Origin of the sequence: Nonomuraea maritima (assembly GCF_900100395.1) — a bacterium.
GTDB lineage: Bacteria > Actinomycetota > Actinomycetes > Streptosporangiales > Streptosporangiaceae > Nonomuraea > Nonomuraea maritima.
On record NZ_FNFB01000040.1, the window covers coordinates 24,152 to 43,876 of the forward strand.

The 19,725-nt window shown below is 73.0% G+C and carries 12 protein-coding genes; 6 read left to right on the forward strand and 6 right to left on the reverse strand.

Annotation, left to right across the window (positions count from 1 at the left end):
- Nucleotides 1-31: 31 nt before the first annotated feature.
- From BLR04_RS36185 to BLR04_RS36195, 3 genes are all read right to left on the reverse strand, one after another.
- Nucleotides 32-4,672, reverse strand: coding sequence for an FtsK/SpoIIIE domain-containing protein (locus BLR04_RS36185; RefSeq protein WP_090773689.1), 4,641 nt, complete (start codon nt 4,670-4,672; stop codon nt 32-34).
- Between the two features lie 61 nt (nt 4,673-4,733).
- Complete coding sequence (locus BLR04_RS36190) at nt 4,734-5,984, reverse strand: hypothetical protein (RefSeq protein WP_090773690.1); 1,251 nt, start codon at nt 5,982-5,984, stop codon at nt 4,734-4,736.
- On the reverse strand, nt 5,981-6,556 hold the full coding sequence (locus BLR04_RS36195) for a sigma-70 family RNA polymerase sigma factor (protein WP_218129302.1): 576 nt from the start codon (nt 6,554-6,556) through the stop codon (nt 5,981-5,983). The genes BLR04_RS36190 and BLR04_RS36195 overlap by 4 nt, the downstream gene beginning before the upstream one ends.
- Before the next feature lie 294 nt (nt 6,557-6,850).
- On the opposite strand from BLR04_RS36195, the gene BLR04_RS36200 reads away from it, so the two are divergent.
- Nucleotides 6,851-8,086, forward strand: coding sequence for a ricin-type beta-trefoil lectin domain protein (locus BLR04_RS36200; RefSeq protein WP_218129303.1), 1,236 nt, complete (start codon nt 6,851-6,853; stop codon nt 8,084-8,086).
- Between the two features lie 75 nt (nt 8,087-8,161).
- Here the strand turns inward: BLR04_RS36200 and BLR04_RS36205 are convergent, their stop codons facing one another.
- Complete coding sequence (locus BLR04_RS36205; protein ID WP_090773692.1) at nt 8,162-9,811, reverse strand: serine/threonine protein kinase; 1,650 nt, start codon at nt 9,809-9,811, stop codon at nt 8,162-8,164.
- Between the two features lie 330 nt (nt 9,812-10,141).
- Here BLR04_RS36205 and BLR04_RS36210 point away from each other — a divergent pair, with 330 nt between their 5' ends.
- On the forward strand, nt 10,142-11,011 hold the full coding sequence (locus BLR04_RS36210) for a sulfotransferase family protein (protein WP_090773693.1): 870 nt from the start codon (nt 10,142-10,144) through the stop codon (nt 11,009-11,011).
- Nucleotides 11,012-11,044: 33 nt separating this feature from the next.
- Here BLR04_RS36210 and BLR04_RS36215 read toward each other — a convergent pair whose 3' ends face one another.
- Nucleotides 11,045-12,652 (reverse strand): phosphodiester glycosidase family protein, encoded by a 1,608-nt coding sequence (locus BLR04_RS36215; RefSeq protein ID WP_090773694.1) that lies wholly within the window; start codon nt 12,650-12,652, stop codon nt 11,045-11,047.
- Between the two features lie 144 nt (nt 12,653-12,796).
- On the reverse strand, nt 12,797-14,095 hold the full coding sequence (locus BLR04_RS36220; protein ID WP_090773695.1) for an aminotransferase class V-fold PLP-dependent enzyme: 1,299 nt from the start codon (nt 14,093-14,095) through the stop codon (nt 12,797-12,799).
- Nucleotides 14,096-14,402: 307 nt separating this feature from the next.
- Here BLR04_RS36220 and BLR04_RS36225 point away from each other — a divergent pair, with 307 nt between their 5' ends.
- The 4 genes from BLR04_RS36225 to BLR04_RS36240 all read left to right on the forward strand — a co-directional run bounded on the left by BLR04_RS36225 (nt 14,403) and on the right by BLR04_RS36240 (nt 19,712).
- Nucleotides 14,403-14,795 carry a hypothetical protein gene (locus BLR04_RS36225; protein ID WP_090773696.1) on the forward strand — a complete coding sequence of 131 codons (393 nt, stop codon included), beginning with the start codon at nt 14,403-14,405 and terminating at the stop codon, nt 14,793-14,795.
- Nucleotides 14,796-14,890: 95 nt separating this feature from the next.
- On the forward strand, nt 14,891-15,982 hold the full coding sequence (locus tag BLR04_RS36230) for a PLP-dependent cysteine synthase family protein (protein WP_090773697.1): 1,092 nt from the start codon (nt 14,891-14,893) through the stop codon (nt 15,980-15,982).
- Complete coding sequence (locus BLR04_RS36235) at nt 15,979-17,217, forward strand: MFS transporter (protein ID WP_090773718.1); 1,239 nt, start codon at nt 15,979-15,981, stop codon at nt 17,215-17,217. Before BLR04_RS36230 ends, BLR04_RS36235 begins: the two co-directional genes overlap by 4 nt.
- A gap of 164 nt (nt 17,218-17,381) precedes the next feature.
- Complete coding sequence (locus BLR04_RS36240) at nt 17,382-19,712, forward strand: CehA/McbA family metallohydrolase (protein WP_090773698.1); 2,331 nt, start codon at nt 17,382-17,384, stop codon at nt 19,710-19,712.
- Nucleotides 19,713-19,725 lie beyond the last annotated feature (13 nt).

Consider the following 19,725-nt stretch of genomic DNA (forward strand, 5'->3'; position numbering starts at 1 on the left):
GACGAAAGAGCCCGCCGGACGGCGGGCTCTTTCACGCTTCCGGACGCAGCACCGTCAGCGGCACCTGGACGGCCAGCACGTCACCGGCCGGCCCGGCCGTCCACCCGCGTCCGGGGGAGGGGGCGGTGCGCAGCAGGTGCGTCGGCAGCCGCGCCCCGATCATGTCGCCCTCCTGCATGCTCTTCGGCGCGAGCAGCACGCCCCGCCGCGCCCGCCGCGCCGCCGAGATCCAGCTGCCGAGCGCCAGTTGCAGCGATTCGGCCATACCGGCGTACAGCAGCCCGAGTCCGTTGTCCCGCCCGGAGAGCGCGATCTCCTTCAGCACCTTGTCGCAGGCGGGCGAGGCCAGCAGGTCGGCGTCGTCGACGACGACCACCTTCGGCCCCGGCAGCTCGTCCAGCGCCGCCTGGACGCTGTCCGCCGAGGGGTCGGCCTCGGTGAACACCCGCGCCTGCGCGTGGCGGGAGAGCGCCCGCAGCGGCGAGTCGCGCGGCGTCAGCACCACCAGCGACGTGCCGCCCGCGAGCAGGGAGACCGCGAGGGCGGCCAGCGCGGTGCTGCGCCCGGAACCCGCCGTGCCGAGCACCGCGAACACCGCCGACGAGCCGGCGAAGTCCACCCCGATCGGGGATGCGTCGTCGCCGCCGATCCCGAGCAGCCCCCACATCGGCCGCCGCTGCCCGGCCGGCACCAGCTCGTACGCCGCCGCGAAGTCCACCGACCTCGGCAGCGTCGCGACGGGGAACGGCCGCCGCGACGCGGGGAGCGCGGAGTCGCGCCGCCTGGCCGCCTCGCCGATCTTCCGCAGCGCCTCGGCCTGGTCCTGGCCGCTCTCGCCGGCGGCGAGCAGCGCCACCTGCGTCTCGGTTCCGCTCAGCACGTGCCAGCCGCGGCCCGGCGCCACGTTCGTGGGTGCCTTGCTGGGCAGCAGGCCCACGAGCTGGTAGTCGTTGCGGTCGCCCTGCCGCAGCATCAGCTTGTGGTCGTTGTGCGACGACATGCGTCCGCTCAGCAGCGACCGCTCCGAGGTGGCGATCACGTGCAGGCCCGCCGCCGCGCCCTCCCGGAGCAGCCGCGTCATCACGTCGGCCAGCCGCCCGTTGTCGAAGTCGTCGAGGACGCCCTGCAGCGCGTCCCAGCCGTCCACGAACAGCAGGATGTGCGCCGGCCGTTCCGCCTTCTGGAGCAGCCCGCGCAGCTCGTTCAGCCCGGCGGCGCCACGGGCGGCGATCTGCTCCTGGCGGCCGGTCAGCTCGGCGGACAGGCGGTGCAGCAGGCGGGTCAGGCGTTCGGTGTCGTGCCGCGAGACCACCGCGCCGCAGTGCGGCAGCGCCTCCAGCGCCGCGAGGCCGCCGCCGCCCGCGTCGATGCCGTAGAGGTGCACGTCCGCGCTGCTCGCCGTACGGGCGGTGGAGCCCGCGAGCGTCCGCAGGACCTGCGTACGGCCCGAGCGCGGCGCGCCGATCACGTAGAGGTGGCCGAACACGGCGAGGTCCATGGCGGCGACCCGGCGCTGCTGCAGCTGCGGGACGTCCTCCAGCGCGTAAGGGACGGGCGGCGGCACGACGCCCTCGGCGCCCTCGGCGCGCTCGGGCAGCGGCGGCAGGTCGTCGAGGACGATCCGGTCCTCCAGCGGGGGCAGCCACGGGCTGGGCTGCGGCTCGTAGTCCTCCAGCCGGCCGGCGGCCTCCCGCACGGCCGCCACCAGGGCCTGGAGGTCGGTGGGTGCGGGCGCGGTCACGACCTCCTCCTCGTCGGCGTGCGGCACGGCGGGACGGCCGAGCCCCGTCCACGACAGCTCGCTGGCCCGGACGTCGCGGCGGGTCTCCTTCTTCTGACGCTCGCCGTCGGCGTCGGGGCGTTCCGCGCCCACCCAGGCGGCCTGGAACGGCACCGCCGAGCGGGGCCCGAACCGGACGAACGCCCGTCCCGGGGTGCTCGCCGAGATGTTCACGGCCTCGGAGGTGTCGATGATGTCCTGGCTCTCCGTGGCGTCCGTCACCCGGAGCGCGATCCGCAGGTTGGTGTTGGCCCGGATGTCGCCGGTGACCGCCCCGGCCGGACGCTGGGTCGCGAGCACCAGGTGGATGCCGAGCGAACGGCCCCGCTGCGCGATGCCGATCAGGCCGGGCACGAAGTCGGGCACCTCGCGCACCAGGGTCGCGAACTCGTCGATCACCAGCAGCAGGCGCGGCAGCGGAGGCAGCGACGGGTCGTTCGCCCGCTTGGCGCGGTACTCCGGGTGGTCCTTCGCGCCGGCCTCGGAGAGGACGTGCTCGCGGCGGCGCAGCTCGGCGCCGAGCGACTCCAGGGCGCGGGTCACCAGGTGGGCGTCCAGGTCGGTGACCATGCCGAGGGTGTGCGGCAGGTCCTCGCACGCGCTGAAGGCGCTGCCGCCCTTGTAGTCGACGAGCACGAACGTGAGCTCGTCCGGACGGTTGGCGGCGGCCAGCGCGGCCACGAACGACTGGAGCAGCTCCGACTTGCCCGCCCCGGTCGTCCCGGCGACGAGGCCGTGCGGGCCGTCGCGGACGAGGTCGAGCGCGAGCGGGCCGTCGTAGCTCGAACCCACCGGGAACGTGGTCGAGGCGGGCCGCCGCTTCCAGCGTTCCAGCAGCTCCTCGGCGCGCGGCGGCTCCAGCTTGATGAGGTCGAGCAGACGCACCTGCCTGGGCAGGCCGGCGTCGTGCTCGGGGCTGACGTCCCGCACGGGCGCGAGCGCGCGGGCCACCTGATCGCACCAGTCGGGGTCGACGAGGTCGGCCCGCACACCGCTGATGTCCGGCGCCCCCGTACGGCGGATGGTGAGCTCGTCGCCCTCGGCCAGCACCACCGTGCCGCACTCCTCGGGCAGCAGCCGCTCCTGCTCGTCCAGGCAGACGCTGAACACCCGTACGCGCGGGCCGTCGGCTAGCACCTGCACCATGCCGGGCACGTCGCGCAACTGCCGGGCGCCGTCGGCGATGACGAGCACGTCGGGCTCGCTGAACATCGCCCGGTTCTGCGACGATCCGAGCGCCCGCGTCCGGGCCGTGACCTGCGAGACCAGCTCCGCGATCCGGTTGGAGACCGACTCGGGGTCGTTGCCGATCGACACGACCGGTCCTCCCGGCACGCCAGGACGCAGGTGCGGCAGCCAGCGCACCCACCGCCAGTCGGCCTCCCGCGCCCGGTCGGTGAGCACCACGACGTGCACGTCGCGCGGGCTGTGCAGGACGGCGGTCTGCACGACGAGCCAGCGGGCGAGCGCCTGCACCGCGTGCTGCGGCCCCGCGACGCCGACCACCCCGTGGTCGGGGACCTCCACGCCGATCGGCACGTCGGGGACGTTCCACCTGACCACGCGGTGGTTCTCGTCGCGGGCCGGCTCGTCCAGCTCCTTCACCGACGGCTGGTCCACCGTGCCGAGCCGGAGCACCAGGTGGTCGGGGTCGCTGCGGCGGCGTTCCCACAGCCTCCCGCCTGGCCCGCACGCGAGCAGCGCCACCGTCGCGGGGTCGGGCCCGGCCACGCCGCGCACCCACCGCTCCCGCCGGACCGCCGCGTGGATCTCGGCCTCCAGCACACGGCGGCGCTGCCGGTACGTACGGCCCTGCTCCAGCAGCTGCTTGCGGTTGCCGCGCTTGCCGGTGACGTGGTTGGCGATCGCCATCAGCGGGCTGAACAGCATGAAGATCAGATAGAAGTACGAGTTGAAGACCGACACCAGCACCAGGCCGAGCACTACCGGCATGATGATCAGCAGCAGTGGGAACGGCCTGCGTCCCGGTGGGTGCGGCGGCGGGGGCATGCGCAGCCGCTCGCTGTCGAGGTGCGGCGCGATCCTGGGCGGACGGTTGTAGTCGACCCCGACCCCGTCGGCCGACGGCACCACGGCGGCGTCCGGCTCGAACGGCGCGGACAGCCGCAGCAGCGCGGTGCCCACGCGCAGGTCGGCGTCGTGCGCCCAGGCGTGCACGCCTGGCGGCAGCGCCGGCGTGTCGTCCGGGGCCTCTTCGGGTTCCGGACGGGCGTCGCGGGGGCGCAGCCGTTCCAGGGCGGCCGCCACGGCGCTGTCGTGCGGCGGGCGCACCTCGCGCAGGTCCACCTCGCCCGTCAAGGACGCGGCGGTACGGTGCCGGCACGCGGAGCCGTCGGGCGCGACGGTCACCCACAGGCCGCGTTCTGGCATGTCGCGGCCGGTCAGCCGGATCGCGCACCCGGGGTCGGAGCCGATCTCGTGGCTGCCCGCCCCGAGTCGCCAGGTGCGTCCCGCGCCGGGGCCCGACACCAGGTGCACCTCCGCCAGCACGACGTCCTGGTCATCGGGCTGGTCATCGGGCCGGTCATCGGGCCGGTCATCGGGCCGGGCCGTCCTGACCCGGTCGGGCAGCCGGGCCGGCCCGCCGAGCCCGAGGACGGCACCCGCGCGGATGTCCGTCCCCACGACCGGCGCCCCCGGGTCCAGTCGCCGCTGCCCCAGGTAGAGCGCCCGGCCGGGCTGGTCGGACGCGCCGGGCGGGCGCTGGAGCGCGGACCGCGCGCCGTCCGCGCCCGCCGCCGCCGCGGTCGCCGCGTGCAGCGGCTCCACGGCGACGGCGAGGTCGGCGACGGTGGCGTCCGGAGGGAGGGACAGGACGTGGTCGCGGTGGCGGCCGTCCGTGCTGTCGACGGTCGTGATGGTGAGTTCCACCAGTTTCTCCAGAATCGTGCTCGGCCTGTGGGCGGCCGGAACGGTGGCAGTGGCGCGCCCGTCAGGACGCGGAAGCGGACACCCCGGACGGACGACCCGGCTCCTCCGGCTCAACGAGATCCCTGTCCATCACGAACCCAGCTCCCACAACGGGAACGGACACCACCCCGCCCGAGCGGGGCGCCGTGTCGGCGGTGACGGGCACCACCCCTCCCGAGCGGGGGTCTCCTTCCCCTCCTCCCGAAAGGACCTCGGTGAGGTCGGTGGCGCGCCTTTGCGTCGGTGCGTAAGGAGGTGCGGCGGGCTTCTGCGCAGATGGGGGTGGTTCGGTGAGGTCGCTGCCCGGGCCTTCCTGTCGTGCGTACGGCGGTAGCGACCGCAGTACCGACGCCAGCGCGCGGGGGAGTGCGATGGCGTCCGCGCGCAGCGGAGTCCCGTGGACGTCCACGATGCCGTCCGCGTGCGCGACGACGAGCCGCGCCGTGCCCCGTACCGTGCCGGCGGCGATCAGCCGGACGTCGGCGGGCATGTGCGGCGGCGCCGCGGCGCAGACGGCGAAGCCAGGCACGGGACCGGACACACGGCCGGACCCGGGATCCGACGCGGGGCCGGACGCACGCCAGGACGCGGCCCAGTGGTGGGCGGCGGACACGGCCCCCGCTGGGTCCGGGCCGGGGTGCCGGTCGTGTACGCCTTCGGAGACCGTCACCGCCCCCCGGGGCAGCCGGGCGTCGAGTTGGGCGCCGACGGACGCCACGACCGCGCGCGCGAGCCGCGAATCACCCTGCACCGCCACGGTGGCGGGCCCGGACAGCACGTCCAACAGCACGACGTGCTCGTCGTCCGCGCCCAGCGTCACGAGCAGCGGCGCCTGGCCCACCAGGTACGGCGCGACGTCGGCGTGTTCGAGCCACCACAGCCGGGGGTTGTCGTCGTCCACGATCCACGGATCGGGCGGCCGCGGCACGCCGGGAGCGGCGGCGACCAGCACCCCGACGTACGCCGGGTCGAGCAGCGCCCCGTACGGCATGACGGCGGGGTCGACGGCCGCGGCCTGCGCGGCCGCCCGTTCGGCGAGCCGCAGCCCGTCGGGCCGGCCGAGCAGTTGCACCAGCAGCCTGCGGCGGCGCCGGAAACGCAGCTGCGAGCGCACGGGCGCGGTGAAGGCGGCGGCCGTCAGCGCCGCCTGCCTGCGCAGCCCGCGTCCGACCGCCCGCCAGCCGCCGACCCCCCGGACGGTGAGATGCAGCAGCGTGCCGAACAGCACCAGGAACCCGAGGACGGCGAACAGCGCCCCCATCACCGGGTTCACGCGGCGGCCTCGCTCGGTTCCAGCCGCTCGCGCAGGATGCGCAGAGCGTGGTGCGTACGGGACTTGACGGTTCCCCTCGGCACCCCGAGCCGGCGGGCGACGTCCGAGCCGGCCGTGCCGAGCAGGTGGACGTGCACGATCGCCTCGAGGTGAGCGGGGCCGAGCGCGCGCAGCGCGTCGACCAGCACGCAGTGGTCCACCACCCGGGACGTCTGGTCGGGCGCCACCATGTCGTCGGGGAAGTCGGCGGCGAACACGCCCACCGGGACGGCGCGGTCCTTGCGCCAGCCGTCGATGACGAGGTTGCGGGCCACGCGGAACAGCCACATCCGGATGGGCCTGTCCTGCCAGTCGAGGCGGTCGGCGAGCTGCCAGGCGCGCAGCAGGGTCTCCTGGACGACGTCCTCGGCGTGGTGGGGGTCGTGGCCGGCGAGGTCGCGGACGAAGCGGTGCAGGCTGTCCCGCTCGGCGAGGAGCAGCTCCGCGCGGTCGCCGGCCGGGGCCGGGGCTACGTCCGTCCGGTCGCGCTCCTGGGTAGCGGGCCCGTCGGTCATGCCGTCTACGCGGCTCATCGCATTGCTCTTTCGGGGTTCGTCGTGCTGGGGGTGTCGATCGGCGGGCTGTCAGGACGAGCGCCACACGACCTGACCGGCGAGTGTAGGAACGGCGGTCGCCGGTTGCCCTGCCGCGAGATGAAGATCAGATGATCAAGGGGCGAACGGCGCGCGCTGTGCGGAGCGGCGGTTTCTTGATCGTCAATTAGCCCGGGGGCCATCCCGGGGACACCTGCCCGATACCCGTCACCAGGACAGTGATCGCCGCCAATCGTCTTGGAGTAAGCAGTGCCCCCCTCACGCAAGTCCTCGTTGGATCCACAGTCCGGGCCGGAGCCCGGTTTCGCCGAGACCTTCGCCGATCACACCCCCGTTACGCCGCGCGGACTGGCCCCCGCTCCCCGGGTCTGGACCACGGTCCTCGGCGCGCTGTCGCTCACCGCGGTCGTGATCCTGGGCGTCGCCTGGCTTCCCGGGTACGTGTCCAGCGCCTACCAGGTCGGCGCGGAGCCGGTCGCCGTGGTCATGAACTCCTCCGCTCCCGGCGCGACCCCGACCGGCGGCGCGAAGTCGACCAGGTCGGACGGCGGCGTGGCCGAGCCGTCGGTCGCTCCACCCTCCACGGGCGGGCCCGACGACATGCCGGTCTTCCCGCAGGCGTACCAGCCGAACCGGGACGTCTCGGTGCCGGTCGTCACCGTGACGCAGCAGCAGGCCGCGCCGCACCGCCGCCGGCACACGACGCCGACGCCCACCACGACACCCACCCCGGCCCCGACGGTGACCGTCACCCGTTCCGCGACGGTCACCCCGACGCCGACGGCATCGAACACCGGCCGGCCGACCCCCACCGCGACCCCGTCGCAGCAGTCCACGGCCCCGGTGCCGACCCACTCGCCTGACAACCAGTCGCAGGCGCGGGCGCGCAACACCGGGGCTCCCTCCGAGCAGCCGACGACCCGCGCCACCGCCCAGTCCTCGAACCAGTCGTCGGCTCGGTCCACGGGCCAGTCGTCGGCGTCCCCGACCAGGACCGCGTCCGCGCCGCGGCAGACGACCGAGTCGTCGACCGCGCGGGCCGGCTTCACCGCCCAAGGGGCCGCCAAGCCGCAGGAGACCGCCAAGCCGCAGGACAACGCCAGGACGCAGGCCGACGAGCCCGCCCCCGGCAGCATGGTGGTGGGCAACGGCTCAGGCAAGTGCATCGACGTCACCGACAAGAACAAGGCGGCCGGCACGCCGCTGCAGATCTGGGGCTGCGGCGGAGCCGCCAACCAGCGGTGGGAGTTCCGCTCCGACGGCACCGTGCGGTCCCTCGGCATGTGCATGGAAGTGGCCGGCGGCTCGACCGCCGACGGCGCCCGCATCCAGATCGGCGCGTGCAACGGCGGCCCGGCCCAGCGGTTCGTCCTGAACGCCGCCAACGACCTGGTCAACCAGGCCGCGGACAAGTGCGTGGACGTCACCGACCAGGCCACGGGCGACGGCGCCCGACTGCAGCTGTGGTCGTGCGGCGGCACCTCCAACCAGAAGTGGCACCTGGGCTGACCCGAGCACCCGGGCTGACCTGAGCTCCCCAAGAAGCGGCCATCGGGCTTTCCGCCCGGTGGCCGCTTCGCGGCTTCAGCCGAGCGTCCACTTCTGGTTCGCGGTCCCCGCACACGACCACAGCTGCAGCCGTACGCCGTTCGACGTGCCCTTGTCCTTGGCGTCCACGCACTTGTCGGCTCTCGTGTTCACCAGGTCATGGGCGGCGTTCAGGACGAACTGCTGACCCCCGCTGCCGTCGCAGGCCGCGACCTGGATGGTGGCGCCGTCAGCGGTCGAGCCGCCGGCGACCTCCATGCACAGCCCCATCGAGCGGGCGGTCCCGTCCGACCGGAGTTCCCACCGCTGCCATCGGGCCCCGGTGCAGTCCCACAGTTGCAGCGGGGTGCCGTTCACCTGCGCGCCGTCCCTGACGTCGATGCAGCGGTGGGAGCCCATGCCGACGATCGCGCGCCCCGGGGCGGGCGGCGGCGGGGTGGGCGTCGGCGTGCCGGGCGACTTGGCCGCCGGCGTGCTCGCCGCCGTCCTGGGCGCGGTCGTGCCGGGAGTCGCGCGCCGCGTCCGGAGCGTCGTCGCACGGGCGGTGGGACGGTGCGACGCCGTGGTGCGGACCGGGTCGGCGGCGTACGTGCTCGGGCGACGGCGCGGCGCCTGCTCGCTCCGGGTGCGCGCCGGACGGACGGCCTCCCTGCTCCGGGTGCGCGCCGGGCGTACGGATGAAGCATGCCCCGTCGGCGAGGTGGCGAGAGCCGCCGAGCTCGCGGCCGTCACACTCGCCGACGGCGCGGCGGGGCCGAGCGCGACGGCGGCGGCCACCAGGACCCCGGCCACCGCCAGCGCCGCCGTGGACAGGGCGATCGCCGCCCGTCCGGTCGTCCCCCTCCCGGTGCGGGAGCTCTGGGTGGACTCCGGGTGTCCGGCCGCGTGGCCGCGCAGGCGGGCGAGGATCTCCTCGGCGGTGGGACGGCGGGCGGGGTCCTTGGACAGGCAGGCGGTGACCACGTCCCGCAGCCGGCCGTCCAGTGCGGACAGGTCGGGCTGCTGGTTGAGGATGCGGTTCATCACCGCCGGGATGGTGTCGGCGCCGAAGGCCGGCGTGCCGGACGCGGCGAACACCATGGTGACGCCCCAGGCGAACACGTCGGCCGCGGCCGTCACCTCGCCGCCGCTGAGCTGCTCGGGAGCCAGGTACGACGGCGTGCCCAGCGTCTCGCCGGTGGCCGTCGAACCCGGCTTGTCCAGCGCCCGCGCGACGCCGAAGTCGATGACGACCGGCCCCTCGGGGCCCATCAGCACGTTCGCCGGTTTGAGGTCGCGGTGCAGGATGCCGGCCTGGTGGATCGCGGCGAGCGCCGTGGCCGTACTGATCGCGAGACGTTCCAGGGACGCGCCGCGGCGCGGGCCCTCCGTCTCGACCAGCTGCCGCAGCGACGGGCCAGGGACGTACTCGCTGACGATGTACGGCTGGTTGCCGGCGAGGTCGGCGTGCAGCACCGGCGCGGTGCAGAACCGCGCGACGCGCCGCGCCATCGACACCTCCCCGAGGAACCGGGCGCGGGCGTCGGCGTCGCCCGTGAGCCGGGCGTGCAGCAGCTTGACGGCGACCGGCGCGCCGTCCGGCGACCGGCCGAGGTAGACGACCCCCTGCGCGCCTTCCCCCAGCCTCCCCAGCAGTTCGTACGCACCCAGATGGCGCGGATCATCCTCGGTCAGCGATTCCGCCACCTTAACCCCCGTTGTTATGGCGCAATAACCCTACAAATGGTACAGATGTTACTGATGAGGAAATATCGCGCTTAGGGGTGAATTCCCGAAACCACGCCCCGAACCCCCGCCCGACGATCTCCCGCCCCTGCCCCGCGGTGCGTGGACGATCAATTGCGCAAGAGCGATCAGTTACCGGAACGGTCCGCGCCAAGAGTCACAGGAAACCCACAGGTGCGTTCACCTGCGCTTACATTGCTGACCGCGGCCACTTTGAGTTAACTTTGTCGAACCGTGGGGGTCGCTTGACAGATCAATTCAACCGGCAGCGAAAGGGCTAGCAGGTCACGCATGGGCGTCGTCAACACCGGGTTCAAACGTAGGGCGCGACTCCTGGGAGAGGCGCTGCGCCCTCCGAAGCTCGCGGCACCGTCCGGCGAAGCCGCCGCGAAGCCCGCGCGCCCCCCGAAGCGCACGCAGGAAGTCGACTACAGCGTCCCGATCAGGCCGCGCGAGGTCGAGTCGCCGGTGTTCGTGATCGCCTCGGTGCGCTCCGGCTCCACGCTCCTGCGGATGCTCCTCAACAGCCACTCCCGCATCCGCGCCCCTCACGAGCTGCACCTGCGCACGGTCGGCGTCCAGCTGACGCCCGGCTTCTCCGAGGAGTCGATGCGCGAGCTCGGCCTCGACCAGGTGGAGCTCGAACACGTGCTGTGGGACCGCGTACTCAAGCTCGAACTGCTCCGCAGCGGCAAGCAGATCATCGTCGACAAGACGCCTGGCAACGTCTTCACCTGGGAACGCCTGAAGTACGCCTGGCCGAACGCGAAGTTCCTCATCCTGCTGCGCCACCCCGAGGGCGTGGTCTCCTCGCTGGCCAACCGCAAGAACAACGCCGCCACCCGCGAGACGCTGGAGGCGAACGCCCTCAAGTACTTCAAGCCCCTCGACAAGGCCCGCCGCACCCTCGACGGGCTGACGCTGCGCTACGAGGAGCTGACCGCCGAGCCGGAACGGGTCACCCGCGAGATCTGCGCGTACCTCGGCGTCGACTGGGAGCCGGGCATGCTCGAGTACGGCGAGCACGACCACGGCGAGTTCCTGCCCAACCTCGGCGACCGCAGCGACAACATCAAGTCGGGCCGCATCCAGGCGGCCCGCACCTTCGACGAGACGTCCCCCACCCTGGCGAAGTACGCCAAGGCCTGGGGTTACGCCTGACGGAGGGCCCCGGCAGGGCCGGGGCCCCGAGGGTCAGCGGCCGGCCAGCACCTGGATCGTGTCGCCCACGGCCCGCTCGCCCGTCGCGTCCGACGGGTGGTTGACGAGCACACCGTTCACCGCCATGGCGGAGGAGCCGCCGCCGTCCAGGTTGAGGGCGTCGACCGCGCCGAGCGAGCGCATGAAGGCCGCGCCCTCGGCGAGCGTGAAGCCCTCGCTGCCGCCGGCGGTCCGGCCGTCCACGGTCACGAGCAGCAGGCGGCCCTTTTTGTCGATGCCGGCCATCGTGCGCGGCTGGCGGTTGTTCGCCCACGCGAAGCCGAACGACAGGTCCTGCGGGTCGAGCACGCCCTCGGCGGCGGCGTCGATGTGCGTACGGCCGTCCTTCACCAGAGTCGGGGCGGCGCTGACGATGCTGTCGCGCCGGCCGAGCTTGACCTTGCGGCCGTCACCGTCGCGGATGACCTCCTTCGTGGAGATCTTCCTGCCCACCTTCGCGTGCTCGGTCAGCCAGTCGGCTGCCGAGCCGATGCCCTGGAGCACGGTCCGGCCGGGCGCGACGCTGCCGGTCCTGTCGCCCACCGACACGACCCGGTCCTTGGCGTCGAGCACCACCTGCACACCGGCGCCGGTCGGCAACTCGTGGACGTAGCCGTCGGTGAACTTCACCAGCTCGTCCTTCATGGTGCAGGTGGTGTCGTGGCGCGGGTCGGCGGTCGGGAGCGCGCCCGGCCGGCCGCAGTTGCGCAGGAGTCCCGGCGTGCGGTTGATGCCCTCGACGGAGTGTTCGGCGTGACCGGCGCGGACGGTCACGGTGGTGGTCAGGTCGGCGATCCGGGTGCGCCGGCCGCCGTCCTCGAGGATCAGCGCCGCGCGCGACCCCACCGCCATCGAGGTGAGCTCGCCGTCGTAGGCGCTGACGCCCGCCATGGTGCCCTGGACGCCGTCGGCGCTGGAGGTGAGGAAGAAGCCGCCGTTGACGCCCACCAGCGAGCCGAGCTTGCCGGCCACCGACGAGGTCGTCTCGCGGTCGGCCACGTTGCCGCCGTGGGTGGCCTCGACCGTGCCGTGGAACGTGCGCGGGTCGATCACCGCGACATGGATGTTCTCCACGTCGGCCGGCTGGTCGACGTCGTAGCCGGTCCACTCCACGGTGTTGCGCAGGCCCGCCGCGGTGACCTGCGCGGCCACGCTCTTGGCGGCGTCCTGGGTGGGGAAGGAGCCGATCCTGACCCGCACGCCCATGAGGCCGTGCGGCGTGTCGGCGTAGTCGGGCCAGGCGACCTTCGTCACCACCGGTTCGAGACCGGCGGCGCGCAGCCTGTCGGCCGTCTGCGTCGCCCACGACTCCGTGCCCACGTTCGCCCATGCCTGCGCGCCGGTGAAGCGCGCCTTCACCTCGGCCTGCACGGTGACCGTCCAGCTGGGGGCGGCGGCGGGGTCCTTGACGGTCCCCGTACGCACCTCCACGCCGGGCGCGACCTGCTGGGTCGTCCACTGCGGCGCGGACGCGGGGGGAGCGGCCGGCGCGTCCGCGGCGGCCACGCCGGAGATCGACAAGGGTGCGAGGACCGCCGCAGCCGCCACACCGAGCAGGAGTCGCGTACGGGTGTTACGGGCATGGCTGGGGCTGTCGTCCATGACACATCCTTCTGAGTCGCCGAAAAGGCCGGTTGCGGGCAATATGACCGATTCTGGCGACCGACGCTGAACTCGCGGACGAGCCCAGAAGTGCGCCGGGCGACGAAAGCGTGAATGCCGCGCAACCGGACATCGCCCGGGACGTCAGCGGGGCGGGAAGCGGATGACGAGGTCGCGCAGAGCGGCCGCCAGGCGGTCGACGTCGTCGGCCGTGGTGTACAGCGCCGGGGTCACGCGTACGGCGTCACCGCCGGTCATCCCGCTGCGGGCGACCGTGAAGATCCGGTGACGGGTCATGAGGTCCTGGGCGATGGCCTCGTTGTCGGCCTTGGAGGTGCGGCCGGTCAGCCGGAAGGCGGTGATGGCGCCGTACGCGTCCGGTTCGTCCGGCGTGAGTACCTGCACGCCCAGCTCGCGCGCCTGCCTCACCCAGCGGTCCCGCAGGTGGCGCAGGCGCGCCTGCTTGGCCTGCGCGCCGAGCGACTCGTGGAAGTCGAGCGCGGCGTCCACGGTCAGGAACGGCGCCACGTTCATGGTGCCGGAGTGCACGCGCGACCGGATGTCCGAGACGGGGTAGGTCTCGTCGATGTAGCAGGGGTCGATGTCGGCCAGCCGGCCGTCGCGGATGTAGAGGAACCCGGAGCCCAGCGGCGCCCCCATCCACTTGTGCAGCGAGAAGACGGCGAAGTCGGCGTCGAGGTCGGGCAGGGTGAAGTCGAGCTGCCCCCAGGAGTGGGCGGCGTCGACGATCACGTCCACGCCGTGCTCGCGGGCCATGGCCATGATCTCGCGCACCGGCGTGACCAGGCCGGTGCGGTTGTTCATGTGGCTGAGCAGGAGCAGCCGCACCTTCGGGTGGTCGCGCAGCGCGCGGTCGTAGGTGTCCAGCACCGCCTGGCGGGTGGCGGGTTCTGGGATGACGAACCGGACCACCTGGACGCCGCGCCGCGACGGCAGCCAGTTCATGACGTACTGGCCGCTGTGGTAGTCGAGGTCGGCGTACATGACCTCGTCGCCGGGGCGCAGCCGGTTGTAGCCCGCGATGAGGTTCTGCAGGGCCTCGGTGCCGCCCCTGGTCAGCGCGATCTCGTCCCGGGTGACGCCGAGCAGGGCGGCGAGCCGGCCGCGGACCACGTCGGCGGCGGGCTTGTAGACGTTGCGCAGCAGGTGGGAGTTGCGTTCGTTGAGGTGGTCGACGTTGCGGTGGTAGGCCCGCCTGACCGGCTCGGGCATGATCCCGTAGTAGCCGTTCTCCAGGTTGACGAAGTCCGGGGTCACCTGGAACTGCCGGGCGACGCCGTTCCAGAACGTCTCGTCGTCCGCCCGGCGGGCGGCGGGGAGGCCGTCGGTCCTGGTGAGCGCCTCGGCGGGGGTGGGAAACGTCATCGACCCGGCGGCGAGCGCGCCTAGCCCGGTGACGACCTGGCGTCTGGACATGCTCATCTGACGAACACCACCCCGATATCGATTTCGATTTCGCGCAACATTGTGACGGTGATTCGCGATCGAACCGCGCTGCTTTCTTTTGTCGGCGCGCCGCCCGCGCACAGCGAAAGAAATGGCGCCTTCAGGGGGTCTGTACGTGATCGGCATGTGAAACGCATGCGGCCGCTTTACCGGAACGTTCGCCTCCGCCGCGCGCGCCGGTCCATTTCGCCGGGCATTACGGTACGTGATGAATCAGGCACGCAGCGTAGGTCAGCGCGTCCGACCGGCAGCATCCCGCGCCGGCCGGGTGATGACCCATGCGATGCTCGTGATCGCCCTGGTCCTCGGCGTGGTGTTCGCCCACGGCGGCGCCTGCGCGGCCGTGGAACTCGCCGAGGCGGCGAGCTACGGCGCCGACGCGGGACGGCTTCCCGCCGGGCCGGGCAGCCACGGCGCCGACCTCGAACGACTTCCCGCTGATCCGGCCGTCCACGGCATCGGGTGCCGGCACAGCAGCCTGCCGGAACACCACCGCCACGGCACCGAGCAGGACTGCTCGGCCGGCGCGCCCGCGGGATCGCCCCACCTGACCGTGCTGCTGACGGCGATCGCCGCCGCGCCCCGCGCGGGCGCCGCCGCGGTCCCGCACGGCTCCGGCGCGGGTGTCCCCCTCGCCGCGCCCCACCTGAGAAATCTCTGCGTGCTGCGCATATAGCACCGGCGACGTCCACCAGCCGCCCATGCCCTTGTACGGTCCGCGGCCATTTCGCCGTGCCGTGAATCGTGTTATTCAGTTCCGGAGATTCAGCAATGTCATCACCAGCCATTTTCGCGCGCCCGGACGAGGCGCCGTCACCCGGATATTCCGCGCTCTCCCTCACCGTCGGCAACACGCCGCTCGCGTTCATTTCCGAGCCGTTCGTGCCGGGGGGAGGCGGGTTCTGGGCGAAGCTCGAGGGCTTCAACCCGGGCGGCATCAAGGACCGGCCGGCCCTGCACATGGTCCGCCAGGCCCGCGCCAGGGGAGACCTCCGGCCGGGCGCGACCATCGTCGAGTCGACGAGCGGCACCCTGGGCCTCGGGCTCGCCCTGGCGGGCATCACGTACGGCCACCCCGTGACGCTGGTCGGCGACCCCGGCATGGAGCCGCTCATGTGCAGCCTGCTCACCTCCTACGGCGCCCGCCTGGAGATCGTCACCGAGCCGCATCCCGTCGGCGGCTGGCAGGAGGCCCGCCGCGAACGGGTCCAGCGTCTGCTCGCCGAGATCCCGGACGCGTACTGCCCCGACCAGTACAACAACCCCGACAACGTGGACGCCTACGCCGGGCTGGCGCACGAGTTGCTGGGCCAGCTCCCGCACATCGACACGCTGGTGTGCTCGGTCGGCACCGGAGGGCACAGCGCCGGCATCTACGACGTGCTGCGCCGCCACTTCCCGCGCCTCAGGCTGGTCGGCGTCGACACCGTCGGGTCGACGATCTTCGGGCAGCCGGCCCGTACGCGGCTGATGCGCGGCCTCGGTTCGAGCATCCACCCGCGCAACGTCGCCTACGACGCCTTCAGCGAGGTGCACTGGGTGGCCCCCGCGGAAGCGGTGTGGGCGTGCCGCGCACTCGCCGCCCGCCACTACGTCTCGGGCGGCTGGAGCACCGGAGCCGTCACCCTCGTGGCCCGCTGGCTCGCACGCTCGAACGCCGGGCAGACGGTCGTCGCCGTCTTCCCCGACGGGCCATGGCGGTACTGGAACACCGTCTTCGACGACGAGTACTGCCGCACGCACGGCCTGCTCGGGGTGGTCCCGGCCGACGAACCTGACCTGCTGAGCGCGCCCGGCGAGCGGGAGGTGCACCGCTGGACCCGGTGCACCTCGGTGGCCGACCCGCTGGCGGCGACCCGATGAGGGGCCTGCTGCGCGAGTTCCGGTCCTTCGACCGGCCGATCCAGCTGCTGCAGATCAACCAGGCCGGCATCAACCTCGGCTTCTACATGCTCATGCCGTACCTCGCCCAGCACCTGTCCACCGGAGCCGGGTTGGCCGCCTGGACCATCGGGCTCGTCCTCGGCCTGCGCAACCTGAGCCAGCAGGGCATGTTCCTGATCGGCGGCACCCTGGCCGACCGGCTCGGCCCGAAACCCATGATCATGCTGGGGTGCGCGCTGCGCACCGTGGGTTTCGCCCTGTTCGGGCTGACGACCTCACTGCCGTGGCTCATCGTGGCGGCGGCTGTCACGGGGTTCGCCGGCGCGCTGTTCAACCCCGCCGCACGGGCATGTCTCGCGTACGAGGCGGGCGAGCGCAAGGTGGCCGCGTTCGCCGTGTTCAACGTCTTCTACCAGGGCGGCATCCTCGTCGGCCCGCTCGTCGGCCTCCTCCTGCTGAACGCCGGGTTCAGCGTCGTGTGCCTGGCCGCCGCGGCGATCTTCGCGGTGCTCACCGTCCTGCAGGGCCTGTGGCTGCCGTCCCGGCGCGGACCGCGGGCGGAACATCCGCCGGTGCTGACCGACTGGCGGCGCGCGTTCGGCGACCGCGCGTTCGTCGCGTTCGCCGCCGCCATGATCGCCTCGTCCGCGCTGTCGTACCAGATGTATCTCGCGCTGCCGCTGGAGGTGAACCGGCTCGGCGGCGGCGAGGCGGGCGTGATGGCCCTGTACGCGCTGTCGGCGCTGCTCGGCATCGCCGGGCAGGTGCGGCTGACCGCCTGGTGCTCGGCCCGGTGGAGCCGCGGGCAGGCGATCAGCCGCGGCCTCGCCCTCATGGGTCTGGCGTTCGTCCCCCCGGCCGCGACGGCCCACCTGGCGCTGCCACCCGGCTGGTCGCTCGCCCCACTGGTGGCCTGCGCCCTCCTGCTCACCCTGGGCACGCTGACGGCCTTCCCCTTCGAGATGGCCACCATCGCCGACATGGCGGGGAACCGCCTGATCGGCACGTACTACGGCCTCTACAACCTCCTGTCCGGCCTGGGCATCCTGGCAGGCAACCTTTTGGCCGGCGCATTGGTCGACACCGCCCGCCACGCCGGAACGGCCGCCGTCCCCTGGATCGCTCTGGCCATCGCCGGGCTGGCCTCGGCGGCGGCCGTCAAGCGCCTGGACCATCGCGGCCGACTGCGCCACACCGCCCAGGCGGCAGGCTGACCCGGACCCCGGCCGCGCTGTGCGGCGCTGCCGGGGCCTGATCACAGGGACCAGCCCTCGCCCGTTCAGGTCAAGGTCATCCGGGGGTCATCGCAGGGGTGAAGAGTGATCGCGTCCCTTTTCCAGTGAAATGGGACGTTCCACCCCGACTGACGGAGACGTACATGCGCATCCGCGCGCTGTTCACCACCGCCGCCGCGGGCGCCCTCGCCCTCGTGACAGCAGCGAGCCCCGCCCTCGCGACGTCCGGCGTAACAGACGACGCCCGCCCGGCACCGTCCCACGAACGCGAGCTCATCGGCGCCCTGCACGAGCACAGCGGCTACTCGGACGGCTGGCCGGGTTCCCGGCCCGCCGACTACTTCGCGTCCGGCCGAGACCAGCACGACCTGAACTTCGTCGGCTCCAGCGAGCACACCTCGAACGTCAACACGCCGTTCGTCTTCAACGAGGAGTGCCTCGACCCGCGCGTCGCGCCGAGCTGCCAGAACGCCGACCAGGTCAACCCGCTCGACGCGCTGCGCAAGTGGGACGCGGAGCAGGAGCAGGCCAAGGCGGCGACCGACCCCGCGAAGGACTTCGTCGGCTTCCGCGGGTTCGAGTGGACCTCGGACCGCATGGGCCACATCAACGTCTACTTCTCGCGCGAGAACTCCCTGCCCGAGACCGACGGCGGCACCGTCGCGATGGACCGCTTCTACAGCTGGCTGACGACCACCGGCAAGGACGGCCTCGCGGTGTTCAACCACCCCGGCGAGAAGACGCTGTGCGGGCCGCTGCGCTGCGACGTCCGCAGCGACCTCGGCTTCGGCTGGGAGGACTTCGCGTACCACCAGAAGGCCGACGACCAGATGGTCGGCATCGAGGTCTTCAACCGCGACAGGGACTTCGGCTCGGCGCCCGGCTACAACGCCCCGCCCGAAGGCTGGTACGCCCACGCCCTCGACAGAGGCTGGCACGTCGGCGCGATCGGCGCCGAGGACAACGGGCACAACCGCACGGACGACTGGGGCGGCTCCCAGTACGCCAAGACCGTCGTCCTGGCCAAGGCCAACACCGAGAAGGACATCAAGCGCGCGATGTCCGACCGCCGCTTCTACGCGGTGCTCGACAACGCCCTGCGCCTCGACTTCACGATCGACGGACACGGCATGGGCGAGCGGATCCACGCCAACGGCCAGCGTCCGCTGACGGTCGACGCGCGCGTCCGCGGCTCGGAGACGCCGCTGCAGCTGGAGCTCGTCAGCAACGGCGGCCAGGTCGTCGCCACCGCGACCGGTGACCGGCTCGCCGCCTCGCCGAAGGCGTCCGACGACACCTGGTACTTCCTCAGGGTCCGCCGCGACGGGCGCTCTGTCGCCTACTCCAGCCCGATCTGGGTGAACGACCGCAAGCAGGAGGGCACGCCGAAGGCGCCCAAGCCCGACCTGAAGACCACCGGCGGACGCTGGCTCGCGGGCGACCTGAACGTCCACAGCTGCTTCTCCAGCGACGTCTACTGTGCCGGCGCCGACGACCCGAGCCAGGCCGACCCGTACCGCCAGGGCGTCGACGTGCGCTCCCGCTTCACCGAGGCGGGCGACCGCGGGCTCGACTACCTCGCGGTCACCGATGACGACGACGTCCGCTCGGCGAGCGCGCCGGGCTCCGGCAGCCACGGCGTCCTCGCGATCCCCGGCTACGAGCACAAGGCCGAGGGCGACGCCCACGTCCTCGGTGTGGACAAACTGCTCGACGCCGGCGACGGCTCGGCCGCCGCGATCAACAAGCTCGCGGACGACGTACGGGCGAAGGGCGGCCTCCTCCAGATCGACCACCCCGGTCTCAAGATCACCAAGTCGTTCACCGGCTGCGACGCCGCGACCCTCACCTGGGGCTACCGGTACGACGTGCGTCCCGACACGATCGAGGTCTGGAACCCCGGCTCCAGCATCCGCACCGCCGAGGACTACCTCGACTGCTGGCTGCAGCGAGGCGCCCGCGTCGCGCTGACCGGCGGCAGCGACGCCCGTACCCGGTACGGGCAGCCGCAGGGCGCCGGCTATCCCACCACCTGGGTGCTCGCCCGCAACCGCTCGGCCGGTGCCGTGCTGGAGGCGCTGCGCGCCGGCCGTACCAGCGTGTCCGCGCTGCCGCCGGCCGCCGGCGGGGCGCCGCTGGTGATCGAGGCCAAGCGTGGCAAGAGCTTCGTGCCCGTCGTCGGCGACGACGTCCGTCCTGGCGAGAAGCTGCGCGTGCGCTCGCTCGACCCGCTGACCGACGGCTCGCTGCGCCTCATCGCGAACGGGGGGACGCTGCTCGACCAGCCCCTCGCGCGTGACGGGGCGATCGAGTTCACCGCCCCGGCGGAGTCCGGCTGGCTGCGCGCCGAGCTGCGGCTCGGCAACGACCTGCTGGAGCAGACCCCGCTGTGCGGCCCGATCGACGTCGGCGCGAACCTGTGCCCGTACGACGCGGGGATGGTCGCGATGACCTCGCCTGTCTACGTGCGCTGAGCCGATGCGGAGG